Annotated in this window: 19 protein-coding genes; 7 read left to right on the top strand and 12 right to left on the bottom strand. The window is 65.5% G+C overall.

The window, feature by feature from the left end:
- Nucleotides 1-11: 11 nt before the first annotated feature.
- The 6 genes from alg44 to argF all read right to left on the bottom strand — a co-directional run bounded on the left by alg44 (nucleotide 12) and on the right by argF (nucleotide 7991).
- The gene (alg44, locus tag HMPREF2581_RS00680; protein WP_003092101.1) at nucleotides 12-1181 is read right to left on the bottom strand and encodes an alginate biosynthesis protein Alg44; all 1170 of its coding nucleotides are present in this window, start codon (nucleotides 1179-1181) and stop codon (nucleotides 12-14) included.
- Between the two features lie 82 nt (nucleotides 1182-1263).
- On the bottom strand, nucleotides 1264-2748 hold the full coding sequence (gene alg8 / locus HMPREF2581_RS00675) for a mannuronan synthase (RefSeq protein ID WP_003138103.1): 1485 nt from the start codon (nucleotides 2746-2748) through the stop codon (nucleotides 1264-1266).
- Nucleotides 2749-2887: 139 nt separating this feature from the next.
- Nucleotides 2888-4198: a GDP-mannose 6-dehydrogenase gene (gene algD / locus HMPREF2581_RS00670; RefSeq protein ID WP_003110461.1), complete on the bottom strand. Its 1311-nt coding sequence runs from the start codon at nucleotides 4196-4198 to the stop codon at nucleotides 2888-2890.
- Between the two features lie 902 nt (nucleotides 4199-5100).
- Nucleotides 5101-5880 carry a peroxide stress protein YaaA gene (gene yaaA, locus HMPREF2581_RS00665; RefSeq protein WP_003138105.1) on the bottom strand — a complete coding sequence of 260 codons (780 nt, stop codon included), beginning with the start codon at nucleotides 5878-5880 and terminating at the stop codon, nucleotides 5101-5103.
- 106 nt (nucleotides 5881-5986) lie between these two features.
- The gene (locus HMPREF2581_RS00660) at nucleotides 5987-7069 is read right to left on the bottom strand and encodes an ABC transporter ATP-binding protein (protein ID WP_003092092.1); all 1083 of its coding nucleotides are present in this window, start codon (nucleotides 7067-7069) and stop codon (nucleotides 5987-5989) included.
- A gap of 4 nt (nucleotides 7070-7073) precedes the next feature.
- The gene (gene argF / locus HMPREF2581_RS00655; RefSeq protein WP_003092090.1) at nucleotides 7074-7991 is read right to left on the bottom strand and encodes an ornithine carbamoyltransferase; all 918 of its coding nucleotides are present in this window, start codon (nucleotides 7989-7991) and stop codon (nucleotides 7074-7076) included.
- Nucleotides 7992-8305: 314 nt separating this feature from the next.
- On the opposite strand from argF, the gene HMPREF2581_RS00650 reads away from it, so the two are divergent.
- On the top strand, nucleotides 8306-8737 hold the full coding sequence (locus HMPREF2581_RS00650) for a hypothetical protein (RefSeq protein ID WP_016254274.1): 432 nt from the start codon (nucleotides 8306-8308) through the stop codon (nucleotides 8735-8737).
- 393 nt (nucleotides 8738-9130) lie between these two features.
- Here HMPREF2581_RS00650 and HMPREF2581_RS00645 read toward each other — a convergent pair whose 3' ends face one another.
- Nucleotides 9131-12118 carry an autotransporter serine peptidase EprS gene (locus HMPREF2581_RS00645; protein ID WP_003138109.1) on the bottom strand — a complete coding sequence of 996 codons (2988 nt, stop codon included), beginning with the start codon at nucleotides 12116-12118 and terminating at the stop codon, nucleotides 9131-9133.
- 298 nt (nucleotides 12119-12416) lie between these two features.
- Here HMPREF2581_RS00645 and HMPREF2581_RS00640 point away from each other — a divergent pair, with 298 nt between their 5' ends.
- The 3 genes from HMPREF2581_RS00640 (at nucleotide 12417) to HMPREF2581_RS00630 (ending at nucleotide 16198) form a co-directional block, all read left to right on the top strand.
- Complete coding sequence (locus tag HMPREF2581_RS00640; protein WP_003138110.1) at nucleotides 12417-14525, top strand: molybdopterin oxidoreductase family protein; 2109 nt, start codon at nucleotides 12417-12419, stop codon at nucleotides 14523-14525.
- A gap of 112 nt (nucleotides 14526-14637) precedes the next feature.
- A complete protein-coding gene (gene grxD / locus HMPREF2581_RS00635) occupies nucleotides 14638-14964 on the top strand; it encodes a Grx4 family monothiol glutaredoxin (protein ID WP_003092082.1) in 327 nt (108 codons plus the stop codon).
- An 82-nt stretch (nucleotides 14965-15046) separates the two neighbouring features.
- Nucleotides 15047-16198 carry an MFS transporter gene (locus tag HMPREF2581_RS00630; RefSeq protein ID WP_003104266.1) on the top strand — a complete coding sequence of 384 codons (1152 nt, stop codon included), beginning with the start codon at nucleotides 15047-15049 and terminating at the stop codon, nucleotides 16196-16198.
- A gap of 67 nt (nucleotides 16199-16265) precedes the next feature.
- Here the strand turns inward: HMPREF2581_RS00630 and bfrB are convergent, their stop codons facing one another.
- Both bfrB and HMPREF2581_RS00620 read right to left on the bottom strand, forming a co-directional pair.
- Entirely contained in the window at nucleotides 16266-16742 is a 477-nt protein-coding gene (gene bfrB, locus HMPREF2581_RS00625; RefSeq protein ID WP_003092078.1) for a bacterioferritin BfrB, read from the bottom strand.
- 209 nt (nucleotides 16743-16951) lie between these two features.
- Nucleotides 16952-17173 (bottom strand): bacterioferritin-associated ferredoxin, encoded by a 222-nt coding sequence (locus HMPREF2581_RS00620; protein WP_003092075.1) that lies wholly within the window; start codon nucleotides 17171-17173, stop codon nucleotides 16952-16954.
- A 259-nt stretch (nucleotides 17174-17432) separates the two neighbouring features.
- On the opposite strand from HMPREF2581_RS00620, the gene HMPREF2581_RS00615 reads away from it, so the two are divergent.
- Nucleotides 17433-18035 (top strand): peroxiredoxin, encoded by a 603-nt coding sequence (locus HMPREF2581_RS00615; RefSeq protein WP_003092073.1) that lies wholly within the window; start codon nucleotides 17433-17435, stop codon nucleotides 18033-18035.
- 178 nt (nucleotides 18036-18213) lie between these two features.
- Here the strand turns inward: HMPREF2581_RS00615 and rnt are convergent, their stop codons facing one another.
- Together rnt and pyrC are read right to left on the bottom strand one after the other, a co-directional pair.
- Nucleotides 18214-18888 carry a ribonuclease T gene (rnt, locus tag HMPREF2581_RS00610; RefSeq protein WP_003092070.1) on the bottom strand — a complete coding sequence of 225 codons (675 nt, stop codon included), beginning with the start codon at nucleotides 18886-18888 and terminating at the stop codon, nucleotides 18214-18216.
- Entirely contained in the window at nucleotides 18885-19931 is a 1047-nt protein-coding gene (gene pyrC / locus HMPREF2581_RS00605; protein WP_003138114.1) for a dihydroorotase, read from the bottom strand. Before pyrC ends, rnt begins: the two co-directional genes overlap by 4 nt.
- 132 nt (nucleotides 19932-20063) lie before the next feature.
- Here pyrC and motY point away from each other — a divergent pair, with 132 nt between their 5' ends.
- Complete coding sequence (gene motY, locus HMPREF2581_RS00600; protein ID WP_003138116.1) at nucleotides 20064-21029, top strand: flagellar protein MotY; 966 nt, start codon at nucleotides 20064-20066, stop codon at nucleotides 21027-21029.
- A gap of 117 nt (nucleotides 21030-21146) precedes the next feature.
- A complete protein-coding gene (locus tag HMPREF2581_RS00595) occupies nucleotides 21147-22364 on the top strand; it encodes an argininosuccinate synthase (protein ID WP_003092065.1) in 1218 nt (405 codons plus the stop codon).
- A 91-nt stretch (nucleotides 22365-22455) separates the two neighbouring features.
- Here the strand turns inward: HMPREF2581_RS00595 and gloA are convergent, their stop codons facing one another.
- Nucleotides 22456-22842, bottom strand: coding sequence for a lactoylglutathione lyase (gloA, locus tag HMPREF2581_RS00590; RefSeq protein WP_003110007.1), 387 nt, complete (start codon nucleotides 22840-22842; stop codon nucleotides 22456-22458).
- Nucleotides 22843-22948 lie beyond the last annotated feature (106 nt).

The raw sequence follows: 22948 nt of genomic DNA, 5'->3' as shown, positions 1-22948 counted from the left end.
TCGGGTACCGGTCAGCGAGCGGTGGCCAGGGTCACGGCCTTGTTCAGCAGGGTGCGGCCGGGCAGGCCGCCGATGCTGACCTCGGCCGGGCGGCCGGCGTACTGGGCGTCGAGCGGCTGGTCGGGCTGGATCTGCACGCGGATTTCCGAGGACAGGTCGCCGTCCACCGGCGCGGTGTTGACGATGCGGCCGCTGCGGTTGACGCCGTCGCCGGCGACCTGGAAGTTCACCCGGGTGCCCGGCGCCAGCTCGGCGGCGTTGCGGTAGGGGAAGCGCGCCTCGATGCTGGCCACGCTGTCGCGCGGGGCGAGGGTGAAGATCACCTGGCCCTTGTTGGCGTATTGCCCGTCGGCTACCAGTTGCTGGACTACGCGGCAGTCGCAGGGGCTGGTCAGGGTCCCTTTCATCTGGTGGCCGAAGAGCTTCTCGATGTTGCCCGGGTTGAGCTGCTCCTCGGTCAGGTTGCCCTTGAGCATGTCCAGCAGGTTGGCCGAGAAGGTAGCGATCGGCGCGCCTTTGGCGACTTCCGCGTTGGGCCCGAGAAGGCTCTGCACGGTGCCCTCGCGGGGCATGGTGATCTGCTGGTTGGGGACGCTGACCACGCCGGAATCGGCATGGGTGACGAAGTACAGGTTGTACATCTGGTTGAGGATGAAGGCGAAGGCGCCGACCCCGACGACGAAGATCGCGGTGCTCAGGGTCACCGCCCGGACCCGGCCGAAGAAGCCCATCCCGCCGTTGCCGCCGCCCTGCTTGCGGGCCTTGGTGAAGTTCTCGCGCTGGAGGGTATTGAGCATGTCGCCGACGCCGATCACCTCGCCGGCCAGGTAGGAGGTGATCAGGTAGCGCAGGGCCGCCACCTCGCGCGGCTTGAGGTTCTGGAACTCGCAGCCGACGCGGCGGCTGGCGGGGTCCACCGAGCGCACCTGGAACTCCACTTCGAGGGAAAAGCTGATGCTGTCGACCTGGAACAGCAGCTTGCCCTTGTACAGGTCGCCTGGCTGGATCGGCGCGCCGCTCGCGGTGAAGGCGAAGCCGCCGGCGGAGAGATCCAGCAGGCGTGCGTCGACGCCTTCGCGGTTGGCGCCGATGTAGCGGATGCGCGCCGGCAGCTTGACCCGGGCGAACTGGCGCTGGGCTTCGGATTCGTGCACGACGTTGACGTTGACGGCTGTATTCATGGTGTCGGGTCCTGTTCGGTCCAATCTGGGTCGATTTGCGCGCGGGCCGCGGCCCTGGCGTTGTCCGTAGTCGATTCGGTGGTCATACGATGGTCAGCAGCACGGCGACGAAGATGCTGGCGGCAGAGAAGGTCATGGCCCGCGACGACCAGGCGTTGAACCAGCGCTGGAAGCTGGCCAGGCCGCGCTCCAGCTTGGTCGGCTGGCGGGTCCAGGACTGCCGGTCGAGGCGGAAGAACACGTAGATCTTCACCAGCGCGCCGACGATCTGGTTGTAATAGAGGATCAGCGGATAGGCCGGGCCGATGCGGTGCCCGGACAGCGAGAGGAGCAGGGTCAGCACCAGGCGGGTGAGGCCGATCCAGAGCAGGTACACCAGCAGGAAGGCGATGCTGTACTTGAGGCTGGCGAGGATCGCCACCACCAGGCCGAGCAGGCTGGTCCACATCGAGACGCGCTGGTCGAACAGCACCAGCATGGTGAACCAGCCCAGGCGCCGCGCGCCGAGCTTGAGCGCGCGCGAGTTCTGCCGCAGGTTGTTGCCGTACCAGCGGTACATCAGCTTGCGGCTGGCCTTGATGAAGCTCTTCTCCGGCGGGTGCTCGACCGTGTTGATCGCCGCGTCGGGCACGTAGAAGGTGTCGTAGCCCAGGCGCATCAGGCTGAACCAGCTGGACTTGTCGTCACCGGTGAGGAACTTGAAGCGACCCAGGCGCCAGTGCTCCAGGTGGTCGTTCTCGACGTCGGTGATGAACTCGGGGTTGGTCACCACCCGGGCGCGGAACACCGACATCCGTCCGGTCATGGTCAGCACGCGCTTGGACAGGGCCATCGAGCACATGTTGATGTGGCGCTGGGCGAAGCGCAGCTTGTGCCACTCGCTCATCACGTAGCCGCCCTGCACTTCGCAGAATTCATTGGTGGTGAGGCCGCCGACGTTGGGGAAGAGCTTGAACCAGGGCACGGTCTTCTTCACCACGCCGTGGTCGAGCACGGTGTCGCCGTCGATCACCGCGACCACCGCGTCGTCGTCCGGCAGGTGCCGGGAAATCGCGCGGAAGCCATAGGCCAGGCCGTCGCGCTTGCCGGTGCCGGGAATCCGCACGAAGTCGAGGCTGACCCGGTCCGGCGGGTTCATCTTCTCCCACAGAGAACGGACCAGGACCTCGTCGGACATCTCGACGATGGAGCAGACCACGGTGGTCGGGTAGCCGCTGTCGATGGCTTCGCGGATCACCGAGCGATAGACCATGGCAGTGGTCAGGGCGTCGATGCGGAAACTGGTGACCATCAGGAACACGTGCGACGGGTCGGCCGCGCTGCCCAACTGGCGCACGTGCCGGCGGTAGTACGGGTAGACCACGTGGAGGAACAGCATGCCGCGCAGGAAGTGCACGCCGCCCATGGAGTAGCGCCAGATGCCGACGGCGCCGATAAGCAGGATGAAATCCTTGGAGTCGGCGTCGAACACGGTCTTCGGCACTGCCAGCGCGAGCACCATCAGCAGGCTGAGGAACACCAGCCAGCCGGTGGCTTCGGCGAGGCCACGTTTGTAAGTTTCCATCATCAGTTCCATCGGGCTGGGGACCTTGGCCTCGACGCCGGCGTGCGCTTGTTGTTGTTATGGCGCACGCCGCGGAGACGGCCTTCGGTCCGAGGGCGATAAAGAGGTTCTTTACCGGCTCACGGGGCCAGGGGGCGGCCCGCTACCAGCAGATGCCCTCGGCCTGGGCAGTGGTGGTGTGCGGCATGAAGCCCACCAGGTCGACCAGCTTCTTGCCGCTCGGGGTCTTGTTCACCAGGTCGACGAACAGCTCGTCGCCATTGCCCAGCACCAGCACATCGGAACTCGCCACCACTTCGTCGAGGTCGGAGACCAGCAGTGAGGAGACGTGCGGGATCTTCGACTCGATGTATTCCTTGTTGGCCCCGTGGACACGCGCGTATTCGACGTTGCGGTCGAAGATGCGCAACTCGTAGCCCTTGCCGATGAGCATCTCGGCCAGCTCCACCAGCGGGCTTTCGCGCAAATCGTCGGTGCCGGCCTTGAACGACAGGCCGAGCAGGCCGACCTTGCGGGTGTCGTGGCTGGTGATGAGATCGAAGGCCTTCTGCACCTGGTTGGAGTTGCTGCGCATCAACGAACCGAGCATCGGGTGCTCGACGTCCAGCTGGCTGGCGCGATAGGTGAGGGCGCGTACATCCTTGGGCAGGCAGGAGCCGCCGAAGGCGAAGCCGGGACGCATGTAGTAGCGCGACAGGTTGAGCTTGTGGTCCTGGCAGATCACGTCCATCACCTCGCGGCCGTCGACGCCGACCGCCTTGGCGATGTTGCCGATCTCGTTGGCGAAGGTGACCTTGGCGGCGTGCCAGACGTTGCAGGTGTACTTGATCATCTCGGCGACCTCGACGGTCTTGCGGATGATCGGCGCGTCCAGCTCGCGGTAGATTTCCTCGAGAAGGTCGCCGGTCTGCTTGTCCAGTTCGCCGATCACGGTCATCGGCGGGAAGTCGTAGTCCTTGATCGCGGTGCTCTCGCGGAGGAATTCGGGGTTGGTGCCGACGCCGAAGTCGACCCCGGCCTTCTTGCCCGAGCAGTCCTCGATCAGCGGGATCACCACGTTGTTGACGGTGCCCGGCAGTACGGTGCTGCGCACCACCACGGTGTGGCGTTCGGACTTCTCGCGGATGGCGAAGCCGATCTCGCGGCAGACGGTCTCGATGTAGCCCAGGTCCAGGTCGCCGTTCTTCTTGCTCGGCGTGCCGACGCAGATGAACGATACGTCGGAGTCCAGCACGGCCTTCTTGAAATCGGTGGTGCCCGACAGCCGTCCGGTCTGCCGGCCTTGCTGCAACAACGCTTCCAGGCCCGGTTCGACGATGGGCGACTTGCCCTGGTTGATCAGGTCGATCTTGGTGCTGGAGACATCCACACCAATGACTTCATGACCGCGTGCCGACAGGCAGCCAGCACATACTGCACCGACATAGCCCAAACCAAAGATGCTGATTCGCATCGCATTCACCTCGATTGTTTGTCGCGCCGTTAATGAGGTGGCCGTATGGCCACTTCCCTATCTGGCGAGCCGTTACTACGAGCCCCGATCCAGAGCCCTTGATCCGCCTTCAGGCAGTTTCGAATAGAGTGCTTAGTTGTTCGGCACTCTAATAGGGCAAGTTATAAGTTCATGCCCTTTAATGTTTCAGGTGGGTTTCAATAACGGTGCATAACCCGACCTTGGATGCTTCGTTTTAGTTCGGTCCATAGAATTCAAGTTTCTAAAGGCCTTTAATTTCAACAGGTTGAGTTTGTCCCTCGGAGCGGAGTCCGATTATTCGAGACGGTTTCAAGTTGCTCTGCCCATAACTATCGATAGGCATCGCGGTGATAGGATGTTTTCTCTGCGAGGGAAGTTCCGGCCGTTTGTCCCGCTCGCGAAATATTTGGAAATATCCGTTTGATATCACTTGATACCAACTTGATGGCCTTTCCGTTAAATGCCTGCCAATGGCCACTAGTTGCAGAATGCATGGCGGCTGAAAGTTCCGAGTCACCGGAATGAAACAGAAGCCGCTTTTACCGACTTAAGCAAACCTTAAGGATTCCTTAATCTTCGATCCATGCACTTTGCAATCGTAATTTGCATGTAATGGCGGGAGGCTGGTAATGGCCAATGGATTACGCCGGAGATGGCATTTCCGCCTTGAATTGGGGAAAAGTCTGTGGGCTGGGCGTGAAAAAATGTGATGCAGTTCCGCATGACTTGCAGACGAACGGTTGAGTAGGCCTATTCGCCACAAGGGCTTTTCCGGGGAGAAAGGCGACGCAGCAGGGGTGTCGGAGGGACGAACGGTAGCGCCAGGAGGCGTCGGCGTGCCGAAAGAGGAGCGGCCCGCCAGGGCGGCGGGCCGGGGGAGGTCAGTCTTGCGGGGCGTCCCTGAGGAATACCAGCTGATCCGGGCCGGACTGCTCGGCGCTGAAGTAATAGCCGTGGGCGTTGAAGTCCTTCAGCCCGGCCGGGTCGCGCAGGCGCTCGCGGATCACGTAGCGAGCCATCATGCCGCGAGCCTTCTTGGCGTAGAAGCTGATGATCTTGTACTGGCCGTTCTTCAGGTCCTTGAACTCGGTGTCGATGACCCGCGCTTGCAGCGCCTTGCGCTTCACCGCGCCGAAGTACTCGTTGGAAGCCAGGTTGAGCAGCACGTCGTCGCCCTGGGCGGCCAGCGCTTCGTTCAGCCACTGGCTGATACGCTCGCCCCAGAAGGCGTAGAGATCCTTGCCACGGGCGTTGGCCAGGCGGGTGCCCATTTCCAGTCGATAGGGCTGCATGAGGTCGAGCGGGCGCAGCACGCCGTAGAGACCGGAGAGCATGCACAGGTGATCCTGGGCGAAGGCGAAATCGTCCTCGCCGAAGTCTTCCGCGTTGAGGCCGGTGTAGACATCGCCCTTGAAGGCGAGCAACGCCTGCTTGGCGTTCTCCGGGGTGAACTCCGGATGCCAGCTGGCGTAGCGAGCGGCATTCAGGCCGGCGAGCTTGTCGGAAAGCTTCATCAGTTCGCTGATCTGCAGCGGGGTGAGCTGGCGCAGTTGCTGGATCAGTTCCTGGGCGTGGTCCAGGTATTGCGGCTGGGTGAAGCGGTGGGTGACCGGCGGGGTCTCGTAGTCCAGGGTCTTGGCGGGGGAAATCACCATCAGCATCGTTCAGGCTCCTCGAATCGTCGGGCGATTGTAGGGGCTGGAGACGTCCGGCTCCACCTATGCGGTCGATAGGGAAAGGCGCCGCCGACCGAACGGCGCCGAGGTATCAGGCCTGGACGGGAGCGAGGTGCGCGGCGACGCTGCCCCGGGCGGCGAACACCACCAGGTGGTCGGCGGCGACGCGGATACCGACGTCATCGCCCGGCTGGTGGTCGGCATGGCTGGGGAAGATCGATTCCAGCTGGGTACCGGTGGGTAATTGCAGGCGGTACAGGGTGGCGGCGCCGAGGAAGGTCTTGCCGACGATCCGCGCCTTCAGCTCGCCCTGCGGCGCGTGCACCAGGTCGTCCGGGCGCAGCAGGACGTCTACCGCGCTGCCGGAAGGCAGGCTGTAGGCGCGATTGCCGCGGATCACGCCGAGTTCGGTCTGCACCGTATCGGGGCTGAGCAACTGGCCGCGAATGAAGTAGCCCTGGCCGACGAAGCTGGCGACGAAGGGCGTCAGCGGCTCGTGGTAGAGGTTGTAGGGGGTGTCCCACTGTTCCAGGTGACCTTCCTTGAACACGCCGATGTGGTCGCAGACGGCGAAGGCTTCTTCCTGGTCGTGGGTCACCAGGATCGCGCTGGTGCCGCGTGCCTTGAGGATCTCGCGAACCTCCTGGCTGAGGCTGCGGCGCAGTTCCACGTCGAGGTTGGAGAAGGGTTCGTCGAGCAGCAGCAACAGCGGTTCGGGCGCCAGCGCGCGGGCCAGGGCCACCCGTTGTTGCTGGCCGCCGGAGAGTTCGTGGGGGTGGCGCGCGGCGAGGTGGTCGAGCTTGACCAGCTCCAGAAGCTCGCGCACCAGGCGCTCGCGTTGTGGATGCTTGCGGATGCCGAAGCCGACATTGTCGGCCACGCTGAGATGCGGGAACAGCGCGTAGTCCTGGAACACCATGCCGATCCGGCGTTTCTCCGGCGCCAGGGTGAAGCCGGGACGCGAGATGACTTCGCCGCCCAGCTCGATCTGCCCGGCCAGCACCGGCTCGAAGCCGGCGATGGCGCGCAGGGTGGTGGTCTTGCCGCATCCCGAAGGACCCAGCAGGCAGCCGATGTCTCCGGCATTGAGGTGCAGGTCGAGGTCCTGCACCACTTTCTGCGAGGCGTAGCCGCAGGCGAGATCTTTCAGGTTCAGCAGCAGGTCGTGGCTCATGGGCTCAGGCGTAATGGGCGTGTTCGATCAGCAATTCGAGGAGGGCCTTCTGCGCGTGCAGACGGTTCTCTGCCTGGTCCCAGGCTACCGAGCGCGGGTCGTCCAGCAACTCTTCGCTGATTTCCTCGCCGCGGTGGGCCGGCAGGCAGTGCATGAATAGTACATCGTCGGCGGCCCCATCGAGCAACGCGGCGTTCACCTGGTAGGGACGGAACAGGGCGATGCGCGCGGCGGCTTCGTCTTCCTGGCCCATCGAGGCCCACACGTCGGTGCTCACCAGGTGCGCGCCGGCCACCGCCTCGCGCGGGTCGCGGACGACGCGCAGGCGGTCGCCGGCAAGGGCGACGAACTCGGCCTTCGGCTCGTAGCCCTCGGGGCAGGCCACGCGCAGCTGGAAGTCGAACTTCAGCGCCGCTTCTATATAGCTGTTGCACATGTTGTTGCCGTCGCCGATCCAGGCCACGGTCTTGCCCTGGATGCTGCCGCGGTGCTCGTGGAAGGTCTGCATGTCGGCGAGCAACTGGCAGGGGTGCAGGTCGTCGGACAGGCCGTTGATCACCGGCACCTTCGAGTGCGCGGCGAATTCCGTCAGGGTGGCGTGGGCGAAGGTGCGGATCATCACGCCGTCGAGCATCCGCGACATGACCCGGGCGCTGTCGCCGATCGGCTCGCCGCGGCCGAGCTGGGTGTCGCGCGGGGAGAGGAAGATCGCCTGGCCGCCGAGCTGGATCATCCCGGCTTCGAAGGACAGGCGGGTACGGGTCGAAGCCTTCTCGAAGACCATGCCCAGGACCCGGCTCTTCAGAGGCTCGTAGAGCACGCCTCGGTTGCGCAGGTCCTTCAGCTCGCTGCCGCGGCGGATCAGACCGATCAGCTCTTCGGGGCTGTAATCCATAAACGAGAGAAAGTGCCGTACGCTCATCGCTGACTACCTTTTATTTTTACTGCTGGCCGAGGCACTGGCCGGCTTTCGCGAGAGAAAACGGGACTGGACCTGCGGCGGGACCGCAACGTGCGGGAAAATAGGGGAAGGCGCGATCTTATAAGGAAATGTCGCGGAAACACAAGGAGGGGCTTGGAAGGCGCGGGTTACGGGGTTTTTCCCCGGTCTTCGCGGTTGTCCCGCCGCCAAAGTCCCGCCTCGTCGATCTATCGGTTGGGCGGGGCGACGCTTTATGCTGTGCGCGCCCGAATGCCTTCATGGAGGAGGCGGGTTTCGGACCAGGGAGGTCGAGCATGCACACGGGAGAAACACTCGCCGCCGCGCCGCCGGCACGGCCATTGCGCCAATCGCGGCTGGGCGGCCTGTCGCTGTTCCTCGCCCTGGCCGGGGTCGCCATCGCGCTGGTGGTGATGGCGCTGGCGCTCGGCGAGCGGATCGACCTCAGCGACGAGAACCATCTGCTCGGCCTGTTCGCCGCCTTGCTGGCGGTCTTCGCGGTATCGACCTGCGGCCTGGTGCTGGGCCTGGCCGGCCTGCTCAGGCGCAGCCGCAAGCGTCACCTGGCCCTGGCCGGCATCGTCCTCAACCTGTCGTGCCTGCTCTGGGGCTGGCATGCGCTGAGCACGGCGGCGGCCGCGATCCTGATGGTCCTGGGGCAAACCGGGTTGTCGTTCCTCAGCGCCCTGGCGGTGCTGTTCGGCATGATCATCTTCCGCCAGGCCTGACCCGTTCCGCGACTATGCGCAGGCAGCCTGGGCGCCCGCCGTTCGGCCGCTCGTTCATCGGATTGCCGGATTGCGGCCATTCGTCGCGGATTTGCAGGGGGAGGGGCTCAGCCGGGGAAGGAGGGCGCGAGAGGAGCAAAAGGTGAGCCCCGGAGGTGCGGATCTCCGGGGCTCGTGCGGCACGGTGGTGCGGGCACCGGGTCGCGATCAGCGCTGGAAGGGATAGTACAGCGCTGGATGGACAGTATAGCGCTATGCATTTCGCATGAATCCTTTAGTTAGGTCTTTTTCTCATATTTGCAGCGGTTTCGTGACCGAGGGCAATGAAGTGGCTTTTTCCCCTTGCCGCCCGCCGGAACCCATCCAACGGCTGGCATGCCCTCGTAACCGAAGTCAGAAACGCCAGTCGACGGCCAGTCCGACGCCATGGTCCTTCTCGCGGCTGCCCAGCAGGCCGTTGTAGCCCAGCCGCACGCTCACTTCGCGATTCACCGCGAGGCTGGCGTCGACGCCGAGCAGCGCGGCGTCGCGGGACAGGGCCACGCTTTCCACGTTGAATGGCTGGCTGCCGCTGGCGAACGCCAGGTGGCGTTGCGGGGTGGTGTCGCTCAGGTTGTGGCGCCAGCCGAGGGTGCCGGAGAGCGCCAGGCGGCGTTCGGCATCCAGCTCGAAATGCCGTTTCGCGCGCAGGCCCAGGGTGGTGAAGGCGGCGTCCAGGTTGTCGTCGCCACCCTCCAGGGCCGCGGCACTACCGCGTTCGCGGAAGTCATCGCTGGCGACGTGCACGTAGGCCAGCCCGGCGAAGGGTTCCAGCTCCAGGCTGCGCCAGCCCAGCGCGTAGGCGGCCTCGGCGAACAACTGGCTGCTCTGTGCGTCGAGCTTGGCCTTCTGCTTGCCGGCCACGGCGCCGTATTGCAGGTCGCGCTTGACCTCGGCGCGGTGCCAGGCGTGCGCCGCGCCGAGGCTCAGGCGCCATTGCTGCAATTGCCGGCCGAGGTAGGCGCCGAGGTGGTAGCTGTCGATGCTGGCGGAGGATTGCAGGCTGCTGTCCATGTTCAGCGAGCTGTTGCTGTAGCCGGCCACCAGGCCGAGGCGCGTGTCGCTGGCGACCTGGCTGTCGACGCCGAGCAGGAAGCCGCCGACCGAATGCCGGTAGCCTTCGCTGCCGTGGCTGCCATCGGCGCTCTTGCCCCAGGAACCGAGCGCCTTGAACCAGCCTTCGGGAGCCTCCCTGCCGGCCTCGCCGTCGCTGGCCTGGCGCAGGCGTTCGCCGACGCTGTCACGCAGATAGCGGCTGTCGTTGAGCAACAGGCCGGCGAGCGCCGGGTAGATTTCCCCGGACAATTGTTGGAAGGCCCGTTGGGCGGTTGCGGCGTTTTCCGACAGGAGCAGGCTTTCGTAGACCGGGTTGCCGGCGCCGAGCGCTTCCACGGCACCAGCGACCGCCGCCTGGTTGGGCGTCTGCGCGACGCTGGCGAGGGCCGTGCCGTTGCGTCCGATATCCAGGCGGATGGCGTTGGCCGCGTAGTCCAGGGTGCCGCCGAGGAACAGGTAGTTCGGCAATACCGCGTCGAAGCGCCCGTCGATGCCGCCGGCGGCGTCGAGGATGTCGTAGCGGCGGCCGACCAGGCTCTCGACCTGGGACTGGCTGAGCAGGTCGGGGCTGTTTTCCATGGCCAGGGTGACATTGCCGCCCGCGATGCTCGCCTTGCCGCTGGCGACGATCCGGTCGCTGGCGCTTTCCGAAAGCTCCACCGCGTAGGTCGAGCCGGATTCGAAGCGCAGGTCCCCGGCGACCTCCAGGGTGCCGATGGAGTTGCCCGCGGCCACCGTGCCGCCGGAGCGCGCCAGCAGGCCGCCGATCCTGCCGCTGCCGCCGAGGGTGCCGCCGGCATTGACTTCGACGGCGGACAGCAGCGAACCGTCGACGCTGAGCAGCCCGCCATCGACCAGGGTCGGCCCGCGATAGGTGCTGTCGCCGCTCAGGACCAGGCTGCCGGCACCGGCCTTGACCAGGCTGCCCTGGTACTGGCGCTGGGCGGCGGCCTGGTCGCGGGCCATGCCGATGGCATAGTCGGTGCGTTCCTGCTGGCTGGCGCCGGCTGGCAAGCCGTTTTCCCAGCCCTTGTCCTTCAGCGTCCGCTGCCAGGCCGCGTGCTCGGCGGCGTCCTCGGCCTGGCGCTGGAGCAGGGCGCTATCGGAAATCGGGTTGCTCCATTCGTCGCGCAGGCCGGCCGGGAGGTTGGCCTCGAAGCGGCCGAGCAATTGTCCAGGCCCATGCATCGCCCGACCGAGATCCGGCACGCCCCAGCCGACGGTGTCGGTGGGGGCGCCGGTCGGCGTGCCGTCGAGCTGGGTGGCGGTGGTCAGCAGAACCTGCAGCGCCTGCTCGTTGTTCAGGTACGGATAGCGCTGCATGACCAGGGCCAGCGCGCCGGTGGCGTGGGGCGCGGCCATCGAGGTACCGGACTTGTTGGCGTAGCCGCCGCCGGGCATGGTGCTGTTGATCAGGCGGCCGGGCGTGGTGATGCACCAGTACTTGGCGATGCCGCAGCGGTTGTAGCGCTGGCCGTTCTGCTGGTCGAGGCCGGACACGGCCAGCCAGTGGCCTTCCAGGTCCGGCTGGAAGTAGGGCAGGGCGGAGCGCACGCTGGCGTTGGCGTAGCCGCTGTTGCCGGCGCTGAAGACGTTGATCACGCCCTGGCGGGAGACGCCGGCGGCGGCGTCCAGCCAGGTGGAGCGCCCGTAGTGCTGGGCATAGGCGGCGTGCAGGCCGTCGAGGGTCTCGTAGCTGACGTCCTTGGGCTGGCTGCCCCAACTGTTGTTGATCGCCCGCACCCCGGCGTCGGCCAGCGCCTGGTAGGCGGCCTTGAAATAGTTCGGGTCGGGCGTCGGGCCGAACAGGAAGCTGTCGTTCTGGTTGGTGTTGGCGACGTACACCTGTGCCGCGTAGGCCACCCCGTGCATGCCGACGCCGTCGCGCGAGGCACCGAGGGTGCCGCCGACGTGGGTGCCGTGGGAGTCGTTGTTGCCGTTCATCGCGCCGCTGACGCTGAACGGCGTGCCGTCGACATAGGTGCCGCTGGCCGTCACCGGCTGGTAGCGCGAGGCGGGGGTATCCGGATGGCTCGGGTCGAAACCGGAGTCCATCTCGCCGATCTTCACGCCCTGGCCGTCGATGCCGGCGGCATAGGCCTGGTCGGCCCGCATCCGTTCCAGGCCCCAGTCCTGCTGGTATTCGGCGGAGCGCCAACTGGCCGGATCGCCGGGCCGACCGGCTTCGACATAGGCGGCCGTGGCCGGCTGGGCGATCCAGGCGCCCAGCAGCAGGGCGGCTGACAACGAGGTGGGGCGAGGGCGGAAGGAGTGGTCGTCGGTCATGCGGTCTCCACGCTTTATTGGTCTTGTCGGACAGGGGCGGACTCGAAGAGACAAGGTTTAGCACCGGCTTTCGCCGCGCCGGAATTCCCAGGTGGATAGTTGACAGCCGGACAAACGGCACGCTTCCCCTCTACCGCGCCCATCGGCCAGCCTGATGCCTGGCGATTCAGCCGACTGACGCTGCTGGCGCGGCGGCGGAAGGCGCCGCATAGTGCCGATTCGACGACTAGACCGGTCGTCTGGTCCTCGCGTACGCGCCGGGCCGCGGCGGCCGGCGACGACAATGAAGAGGCGAGCCATGAGCAAGACCCTCCACTACCGTGCGTGCCATCTCTGCGAGGCCATCTGCGGGCTCGCCATCGAGACCGAGAGCGACGAGGGCGGCGTGCCGCGGATCCGCTCGATCAAGGGCGACCCGCAGGACAGCTTCAGCCGCGGCCATGTCTGTCCCAAGGCGGTGGCCCTGCAGGACATCCAGGACGACCCCGACCGCCTGCGCCAGCCGTTGCGCCGGGTCGGCAGCGAGTGGCAGCCGATCGGCTGGGACGAGGCCTTCGCGCTGGTGGCCAGCCGCCTCGGCGAGATCCGCGAGCGCCATGGCAACGATGCGGTGGCGGTCTACCAGGGCAATCCGAGCGTGCACAACTACGGCCTGATGACCCATAGCAACTACTTCCTCGGCCTGCTGAAAACGCGCAACCGCTTCTCCGCGACTTCCGTCGACCAGTTGCCGCATCACCTGGTCAGCCAGCAGATGTACGGCCATGGTTTGTTGATCCCGATCCCCGACATCGACCACACCGACTTCATGCTGGTGCTCGGCGGCAACCCGCTGGCGTCCAACGGCAGCATCATGACCGTGCCGGACGTGGAGAAGCGCCTGAAGGCGCTGAAGGCCCGCGGCGGCCGGCTGGTGGTGGTCGATCCCCGGCGCAGCGAGACCGCGGCTATCGCCGACCGGCACCTGTTCATTCGTCCCGGCCAGGATGCGGCGCTGTTGCTCGGGATACTCAACACCCTGTTCGAGGAGAACCTCGGTCGCCCCACGCCGCTGCCGGTCGACGGGCTGGAGCGGGTGCGCGAGGCGGTCGCGGTCTTCGACGCCGAGTCCATGAGCGTGCGCTGTGGCGTGCCGGCCGAAAGCATTCGCCAACTGGCGCGGGATTTCGCCGCCGCCGAACGGGCGGTCTGCTATGGCCGGATGGGCGTTTCCACCCAGGCTTTCGGCACGCTCTGCCAGTGGCTGGTGCAACTGATCAACCTGGTCACCGGCAACCTCGACCGGGTCGGTGGCGCGCTGTGCACCTCGCCGGCCCTGGACCTGGTGGCGAGTACCTCGGGTGGCCACTTCGGCCGTTGGCGCAGCCGCGTCTCGGGGCTGCCGGAATATGGCGGCGAACTGCCGGTGGCGGCATTGGCGGAAGAAATCCTCGGCGAAGGCGAGGGGCAGGTGCGCGCGCTGGTCACGGTAGCCGGTAACCCGGTGCTGTCCACGCCCAACGGAAGGCGGCTCGAACAGGCCCTGGACGGCCTGGAGTTCATGCTCAGCATCGACCTCTACATCAACGAGACGACCCGCTACGCCGATCTCATCCTGCCGCCCACCGCGCCGCTGGAGCACGATCACTACGACACCACCTTCAACGTCTTCGCCGTGCGTAACGTGACCCGTTTCAACGAGGCCGTGCTGCCGCGTCCCGAGGGTGCGCTGCACGACTGGGAGATCTTCGTCGGCCTGGCGCGGGCCTTCGCCGCGCGCAACGGCCTGGAGCTGAAACCGACCCTGGAGCCGCAGCAGATGATCGACCTCGGCCTGCGCGCTGGCGCCTACGGCGACCGTTCCGAGCACAGGCTGAGCCTGGCCACTCTGCGCGAACATCCCCACGGCATCGACCTCGGGCCGCTGCGGCCGAACCTGGCGCCGCGCCTGAAGACCGTCGGCCAGCGCATCCAGGCCGCGCCGCCGCTGTTCGTCGACGACCTGCAACGCTTCGCCGCACAGCCACTGCCTGCGTCCGACCAGTTGCTGCTGATCGGACGACGCCACGTGCGCAGCAACAATTCCTGGATGCACAACTACCATCGCCTGGTGAAGGGCAAGCCGCGTCACCAGTTGCTGATGCACCCGCGCGACCTGGAGGGTCGCGGCCTGGTCGACGGGCAGCGGGTGCGGGTGCGCTCGCGGGTCGGCAGCGTCGAGGTGGAGGTGGCGGCGAGCAGCGAGATGATGCCCGGGGTGGTCAGCCTGCCGCACGGCTGGGGCCACGCGCGGCCCGGCGTGCAACTGGCGATCGCCCGCGCCCAGGCCGGCGCCAGCGCCAACGACCTGACCGACGAGCGTCATCTCGACCTGCTGTCGGGCAACGCCGCGCTCAACGGCCTGCCGGTGGAGGTGGAAGCGGCCTGAGCGGGTCGACGGAACGCGAGAGTAAAGCCGAGCGTCGCGCTAGGCTTTCCGATACAATACCGGTCATTATTTGCCGAGTTACCGTGTCGAAACGTTCCTGTTGAGGTAAGCCATGGACATCATCGAAACCATTAAAGAGCAGATCGCCAACAACCCCATCCTGCTGTACATGAAGGGTTCGCCGAACGCCCCGCAGTGCGGTTTCTCCTCGCGCGCGGCCCAGGTGCTGATGGCCTGTGGCGAGAAGTTCGCCTACGTCGACATCCTGCAGAACCCGGAAATCCGCGCCAACCTGCCGAAGTACGCGAACTGGCCGACCTTCCCGCAGCTGTGGGTCAATGGCGAACTGGTCGGCGGCAGCGACATCCTCGCCGAGATGTTCGAGAAGGGCGAACTGCAGACCCTGGTCAAGGACGCGGCGGCCAAAGCCAACGCCTGATCCGCGCATCCGACGAAGAGCCCCGCCTTGTGCGGGGTTTCTTTTTTGTCCGGAGAAACCAGCAAGGAAACCGGGAGCCTCCATGTCGGAAGTCAATCCTCGCCAGGGTCGCCTGGCTTGCATCTATTTCTTCGCCATGGCCGGGCTGGTCATCGGCAACCTGATGGGACGCATCCCGGCGCTCAAGGAGCAGACCCAGCTGGACGAGCGCGCGCTCGGCCAGGCCCTGCTCGGCGTCGGGGTCGGCGCGCTCACGGCGTTCCCGTTGAGCGGTTTTCTGGTCCAGCGCATCGGCAGTCGCAGCGTAGTGATCGGCGGTTGCCTGATCATGCTGCTGGTGTTTCCGCTGCTCGGCCTGAGCCAGGGCTGGTGGCAACTGGCCCTGGCCTTCTACGTGCTGGGCGTGAGCTTCGCCGGGATGGACGTGGCGATGAACATCCAGGCGGTGGATGTCGAGCGCCTGCTCGGCAAGCCCTGCATGTCCATGCTGCATGGCATGTACAGCCTCGGCTGCTTGGTCGGTGCGTTGAGCGCCGCGGCCCTGGCCGGACTGACGCCGTTCTGGCATTTCCTCATTCTCACCGCACTCGGCCTGCTGAGCCTGCCATTCTTCGTACGCGCGTTGCTTCCGCCGGACCCGAGCAAGGCGGGCGCGCGCAAGGGCGGCGGCTTCACCTTGCCGCCGCGGGCCTTGCTCGGCCTGGGCCTGCTGATTCTCTGCGCGTTCGTTTCCGAGGGCGGCGTGGCTGACTGGAGCGCGCTGTTCCTGCACAGCGTTCTGGATGCTTCCGAGCGGGTGGCGGCGCTGGGCTTCGCGGCGTTTTCCGCGGCGATGGTGGTGGGGCGCCTGTTCGGCGACCGCCTGCGCGGACGCATCGACGATGCGCCATTGCTGCGCGGCCTGGGTTCGCTGGCCACGCTGGGCATGCTGGTAGCGCTGTTCAGCCCCTGGCCGGCGCTGAGCATCGCCGGTTTCGGGGTGGTTGGCCTGGGGCTGTCGGTGATGGTGCCGATCGTGATCAGCGCCGCCGGCAACCAGCCGGGCATCGATCCGGTGATCGGGGTCGCCGCCGTCTCTACCGTGGGGTATGGCGGACTGCTGATGGGGCCGCCGCTGATCGGCCTGCTGGCCCACGAGATCGGCCTGCGCTGGGCATTGCTGGTGCTGGTCGGTCTTTGCCTGTTGCTGGCCCTGCGCGCCGATCTGGTCCGGCGCAGGCCGCGCAGCGCCTGAGGCTTTCTGGCGGGCAAGAAAAAAGCGCCGACGGGGCAGGCCGCCGGCGCTTCGTCGTGGTTCCCGATCAGTCGTCTTCGTGCATGTGCGACTGCAGGTAATTCTCCAGGCCGACTTTCTGGATCAGGCCCAGCTGGGTCTCCAGGTAGTCGATGTGCTCTTCTTCCGACTCCAGGATGTCCTTCAGCAGGTCGCGGCTGACGTAGTCGTGCACCTGCTCGCAATGCACGATGGCTTCGCGCAGGTCCTTGGTCGCCTTCAGCTCCAGGTTCAGGTCGCACTGCAGCATTTCCTGGGTGTTCTCGCCGATCAGCAGCTTGCCGAGGTCCTGCAGGTTGGGCAGGCCTTCGAGGAACAGGATGCGCTCGATGAGCTTGTCGGCATGCTTCATCTCGTCGATCGACTCGTGGTACTCATGGGCGCCGAGGCGCTTCAGGCCCCAGTCGTTCCACATGCGCGAGTGGAGGAAGTACTGGTTGATCGCGATCAGCTCGTTGCCGAGGATCTTGTTGAGGTGCTGGATGACTTTCTTGTCGCCTTTCATGCCGAATCCTGCCGTCGTAGTGGGTGTGATTCGCCAAGTTTGGCCGCGACGAAGCAGGGTGTCAAACCTAAGTTATTGAAATATAAGGGAAAAAGAATATGAATACGAATGTTTTCTTTCCGCGTTCTGCCGCTAAGTCATTGAATTGAAGGCATAAAAAAACCGGGCGCCAGGCCCGGTTCTTCTGAAAGAGGGATAAAAAATATTTTTCAGGCAGCGACGAACGCCGTAGTCCCGAACGCCGGTACCGGCTGGGCACTCTGCAGGTCGTTGAGGGTTTCGCGTACCACCTGCTTGGCCAGGCATGCGCACTTGCCGCACTGGGTACCGACGCCGGTGGCTTCGCGAACCTCACGATAGCTGCAGCAGCCTTCGTAGATGGCATCGCGGATCTGGTTGTCGGTAACACCTTGGCAGAGGCAGACGTACATGGCGATCTGGCTACTGGGAAGTTGAGTTGGAAAAGATACTAATAATAATGAGAATGATTGTCAAAGTTCCCTGGAGCGTTTTAGTCGGGTTTTTTTCGCCCCCCGACAAATGGCTTTGTCGGACAAAGACTTAGCGCCGGCTGGGGCGGGGTGTATGATGGTTGTTTCCCGGGGAACGGCGCCCCTGCCATCGAGGCTTCACGAGGAGCCGGCAGGCTGCGGTGCCGTCCTTCAACCTTCCGCTTAAAGGAGACATGGAATGAGCGTACTCGTAGGTAAGAAAGCGCCTGACTTCAACGTTGCCGCGGTACTGGGCAATGGCGAGATCGTCGAGAGCTTCACCCTGTCCGAGGCCATCAAGGGCAAGTACGGCCTGGTGTTCTTCTATCCGCTGGACTTCACCTTCGTCTGCCCGTCCGAGCTGATCGCCCTGGACCACCGCATCCCGGAATTCCAGGCGCGCAACGTCGAGGTGATCGGCGTTTCCATCGACTCCCACTTCACCCACAACGCCTGGCGCAACACCCCGGTGGACAAGGGCGGCATCGGCGCCGTCAAGTACACCCTGGCGGCCGACACCAAGCACGAGATCGCCAAGGCCTATGACGTCGAGTCCGACGGTGGCGTGGCCTTCCGTGGCGCGTTCCTGATCGACAAGGAAGGCGTTGTGCGCTCGCAGATCGTCAACGACCTGCCGCTGGGCCGCAACATGGACGAGCTGCTGCGTCTGGTCGATGCCCTGCAGTTCCATGAGGAGCACGGCGAAGTCTGCCCGGCCAACTGGAAGAAGGGCGACAAGGGCATGACCGCATCGCCCGAAGGCGTGGCCAAGTACCTGGCCGAGAACGCCAGCAAGCTGTAAGAAGAGCCTGCTTCGCGCGTTGGAAAAAGCCCCGCTTCGGCGGGGCTTTTTCATGGGCTCGCGAGGGCCGGCAGCCCCATCCCAGGTCACGCGCCTCGCTCCGAAGAGAGGGAGATTGCCTGACCGGTCGCGTAGGACGGATAACGTCCTGGCGTTATCCGCCTAAGTGGGCCGAGGCTCAGTCGTCGTCATCCATCCAGCCGCCCATTTCCTTCCAGCGGTTGACGATGCCGCAGAACAGCTCGGCGGTCTTCTCGGTGTCGTAGCGTGCCGAGTGCGCCTCGCGGTTGTCGAACTCCATGCCGGCGGCCTGGCAGGCCTTGGCCAGGACCGTCTGGCCGTAGGCGAGGCCAGCCAGGGTGGCGGTGTCGAAGCTGGAGAAGGGATGGAACGGATTGCGCTTGATCCCGGTACGCGCCACGGCGGCATTGAGGAAACCGAGGTCGAAGCTGCTGTTGTGGCCGACCAGGATCGCCCGCTTGCAGCCATTGGCCTTCAGCGCCTTGCGGATGCCGCGGAAGATCTCGGTGAGTGCCGCTTCCTCCTGCACCGCCATGCGCAGCGGGTGGTCAAGCTTGATGCCGGTGAATTCCAGCGCGGCCGGCTCGATGTTGGCGCCTTCGAAGGGCTCGATGCGGAAGAAGTAGGTGTGTTCCGGGAACAGGAAGCCTTTCTCGTCCATGCCGACAGTGGTCGCGGCGATTTCCAGCAGCGCGTCGGTGGCCGAGTTGAAGCCGCCGGTCTCGACGTCCACCACTACCGGCAGGTAGCCGCGGAAGCGGCGCGCCATCGGATGGCGCGGGCCGCTGGGGAGGCTGCCGTCGAATTCGTCGTCGAAGTTGTCTTCGCTCATGCCCCGGCCTCCAGCAGTTTCCAGCGGAGTGTCTCGCCGGCGCGCAGCGGTACCACGTCGAAGTCGCCGAAGGGGAGGCTGGCGGGCGCCTGCCACTCCTCGCGGACCAGGGTGATCCGGTCGGTGTTGCGCGGCAGGCCATAGAAATCCGGGCCATGCAGGCTGGCGAAGCCTTCCAGCTTGTCCAGCGCATTGCGCTGTTCGAAGGCCTCGGCATACAGCTCGATGGCGGCGTAGGCGCTGTAGCAGCCGGCGCAACCGCAGGCGGTTTCCTTGGCGTGGCGGGCGTGCGGCGCCGAGTCGGTGCCGAGGAAGAATTTCGGGTTGCCGCTCACCGCGGCGTCCAGCAGGGCTTCCTGGTGGGTGTTGCGCTTGAGGATCGGCAGGCAATAGAAATGCGGGCGGATACCGCCGACCAGCATGTGGTTGCGGTTGTACAGCAGGTGATGGGCGGTAATGGTCGCGCCGACGTTGGCCGGGGCTTCCCGGACGAACTGGGCGGCGTCGCCGGTGGTGATGTGCTCGAAGACCACTTTCAGGGTCGGGAAGCGCTCGACCACCCGGCGCAGGTGCTCGTCGATGAACTGCTTCTCGCGATCGAATACGTCGACCTCGGCGCGGGTCACCTCGCCATGCACCAGCAGTGGCATGCCGACCTCGGCCATCGCCTCGAGCGCTTCGAAGATATTGTCGATGCGGGTCACGCCAGAGTCCGAGTTGGTGGTGGCGCCTGCCGGATAGAGCTTGGCGGCATGCACGAAGCCGCTGGCCTTGGCGGTACGGATTTCCTCGGCGCTGGTGCGGTCGGTGAGGTACAGCACCATCAGCGGCTCGAAGCGGCTGGCGGCGGGACGGGCGGCGAGGATGCGCTGCCGGTAGGCGTCGGCTTCGGCGGCGTTGCGCACCGGCGGCACCAGGTTCGGCATGACGATGGCGCGGCCGAAGGTGCGGGCGGCGTCGCCGACGGTATTGGCCAGCGCGGCACCGTCACGCAGGTGAATGTGCCAGTCGTCGGGGCGCAGGAGGGTGAGACGGTCGGACATGGGGCTTCCAGGACGGGATTTCGTGGGGGGAAATGCTACCGGAAAAGGGGGGGCGGGGCACTCGCTATCAAGTTTTGTCCGGGCCGTCCGATACATCCTTCGTATTTGGACGCTTTCCCGGAGCCCGCCGTCGTGCAGCCGCGCCTTCTTCTATTGCCTTTCCTGCTCAGCAGCCTGCCGGCACTGGCGGTGACCTTCCAGACGCGGCTGGAGAGCGTCGAGTGGAAGGTCGAAGGCGACCAGTTCGAATGCCGCCTGTCGCAGCCGGTGGCGAATTTCGGGGTCGGCGAGTTCGTCCGGCGTGCCGGCGAGCAGGCGACCTTCCGCCTGAAGCCCGAGGCCCAGTGGCTGGGGCGCGGGTCGGCGACCCTGCTGGCTGCCGCGCCGCCCTGGCGACCGGGACAGGGCGACATCAACCTTGGCCAGGTCAGCATCGGCAGCGGCGAGGTGCCGTTCAACAGCAGCCAGCAACAGGCCGGTCGGTTGCTCACCGGCCTGCTCGAGGGGCGCAGCCCGCTGGTCCGCCATCGCACCTGGCAGGGCGATCGCCTGGAGGTGCGCCTGCTGCCGGCGCGCTTCGCCAGCGTCTACAGCCAGTACCAGGCCTGCATCGCCAAGCTGCTGCCGGTGAACTTCGAGCAGGTCAAGCTGGCCCAGGTCGGCTTCCCCGACGGCGGCACGGCGCTGAACGACGTGGCGCGAGCCAAGCTGGACATCATCCTGCAACTGCTCAAGGCCGATCCGAGCATCAACCGGATCGAACTCGACGGGCACTCCGACAACAGCGGCAACCGCCTGACCAACCGCGACCTGTCGCGCCGCCGCGCGCTGGCGGTGCAGGAGTACCTGAAGAGCAACGGGGTGCCGGAAAGCCAGATCAACGTGCGCTTCTACGGCGAGCGCTACCCGCTGGTGGCCAACAACAGCGCCGCCAACCGTGCGCGCAACCGCCGGGTCACCGTGCACCTGTCGCGCGAGGCGGTGGTCGAGCCGGCGACGGAAGCGCCGAAGGCCGAGGACAAGCCGGCGCCGCCCGCGGCAGAACCTGCCGCACCGAAGCCTCCGGCCGCCTCGCTTCAGGGAAAACCCACGGTTTGAGTCGCGCAAACGATAGAATCTGTCGCTTTTGCGTCTAAAGCTGTCGCCCCTCTGTAATTTCCCGAATGCCCTGCGTAGAATTGTCGCTTTTCGTGACGACCCCCGTGGAGTGATGGCATGGCGGATGTGAAGAAGGTAGTCCTGGCGTATTCCGGCGGCCTGGATACCTCGGTAATTCTGAAGTGGTTGCAAGATACCTATAACTGCGAAGTGGTGACCTTCACCGCCGACCTCGGCCAGGGCGAGGAAGTCGAACCGGCTCGCGCCAAGGCCCGCGCGATGGGCGTCAAGGAAATCTACATCGACGACCTGCGCGAAGAATTCGTCCGCGACTTCGTCTACCCGATGTTCCGCGCCAACACCGTCTACGAAGGCGAGTACCTGCTGGGCACCTCCATCGCTCGTCCGCTGATCGCCAAGCGCCTGATCGAGATCGCCAACGAGACCGGCGCCGACGCCATCTCCCACGGCGCCACCGGCAAGGGCAACGACCAGGTCCGCTTCGAGCTGGGCGCCTACGCGCTGAAGCCCGGCGTCAAGGTGATCGCGCCCTGGCGCGAGTGGGACCTGCTGTCCCGCGAGAAGCTGATGGACTATGCCGAGAAGCACGGCATCCCGATCGAGCGCCACGGCAAGAAGAAGTCGCCGTACTCGATGGACGCCAACCTCCTGCATATCTCCTACGAAGGCGGCGTGCTGGAAGATACCTGGACCGAGCACGAAGAAGACATGTGGAAGTGGACCGCTTCCCCGGAAAACGCGCCGGACACCCCGACCTACATCGAGCTGACCTACCGCAAGGGCGACATCGTCGCCATCGACGGCAAGGACATGACCCCGGCCGAGGTGCTCACCGAGCTGAACCGCGTCGGCGGGATCAACGGCATCGGCCGCCTCGACATCGTCGAGAACCGCTATGTCGGCATGAAGTCCCGTGGCTGCTACGAGACCCCCGGCGGCACCATCATGCTCAAGGCCCACCGCGCCATCGAGTCGATCACCCTGGACCGCGAAGTGGCCCACCTGAAAGACGAGCTGATGCCCAAGTACGCCAGCCTGATCTACACCGGCTACTGGTGGAGCCCGGAGCGCCTGATGCTGCAGCAGATGATCGACGCCTCGCAGGTCAACGTGAACGGCGTAGTGCGCCTGAAGCTGTACAAGGGCAACGTCGTGGTGGTGGGCCGCAAGTCCGACGACTCGCTGTTCGACGCCAACATCGCGACCTTCGAGGAAGACGGCGGCGCCTACAACCAGGCCGATGCCGCGGGCTTCATCAAGCTCAACGCGCTGCGCATGCGCATCGCCGCGAACAAGGGCCGCACGCTGTCCTGACCGACGTGCGCCGCCTGAGATGGAACGAAGAACCCCGGCCATGAGCCGGGGTTCTTCGTTCCTGATTGCTGAAAGCGATAGCCGGGGCCGTTCAGGAAGACTTCTGGATCAGTTCGATCTTGTAGCCGTCCGGGTCGGTCACGAAGGCGATCACGGTGGTACCGTGCTTCATCGGCCCGGCTTCGCGGGTGACCTGGCCGCCGTTGTTGCGGATGTCGTCGCAGGCCTGGTAGGCGTCGTCGACCTCGATGGCGATATGGCCGTAGCCGGTGCCGATCTCGTAGGCATCCACGCCCCAGTTGTGGGTAAGCTCGATCACGGCGGAATCCGCCTCGTTGCCATAGCCGACGAAGGCCAGGGTGAACTGGCCGTCGGGATAGTCGTTCTTCCTGAGCAGGGTCATGCCTAGCACCCGGGTATAGAAATCGATCGAGCGATCGATGTTTCCGACCCGGATCATGGTATGGAGAATGCGCATTTTCATTGCCTCGAGCTTCACGGTCAAAGGCGGATTTTACCATGTGGCCGGCAACCGGCTGCGAGATCGGGATTGTCCCCGTCCCGGCGACCGGCCCTTTGCCGGA

This window comes from Pseudomonas sp. HMSC057H01, from assembly GCF_001836405.1.
Classification (GTDB): domain Bacteria; phylum Pseudomonadota; class Gammaproteobacteria; order Pseudomonadales; family Pseudomonadaceae; genus Pseudomonas; species Pseudomonas aeruginosa.
Note: the sequence above shows the minus strand (reverse complement) of the source record. Positions and strands in the feature narration are given on the sequence as shown.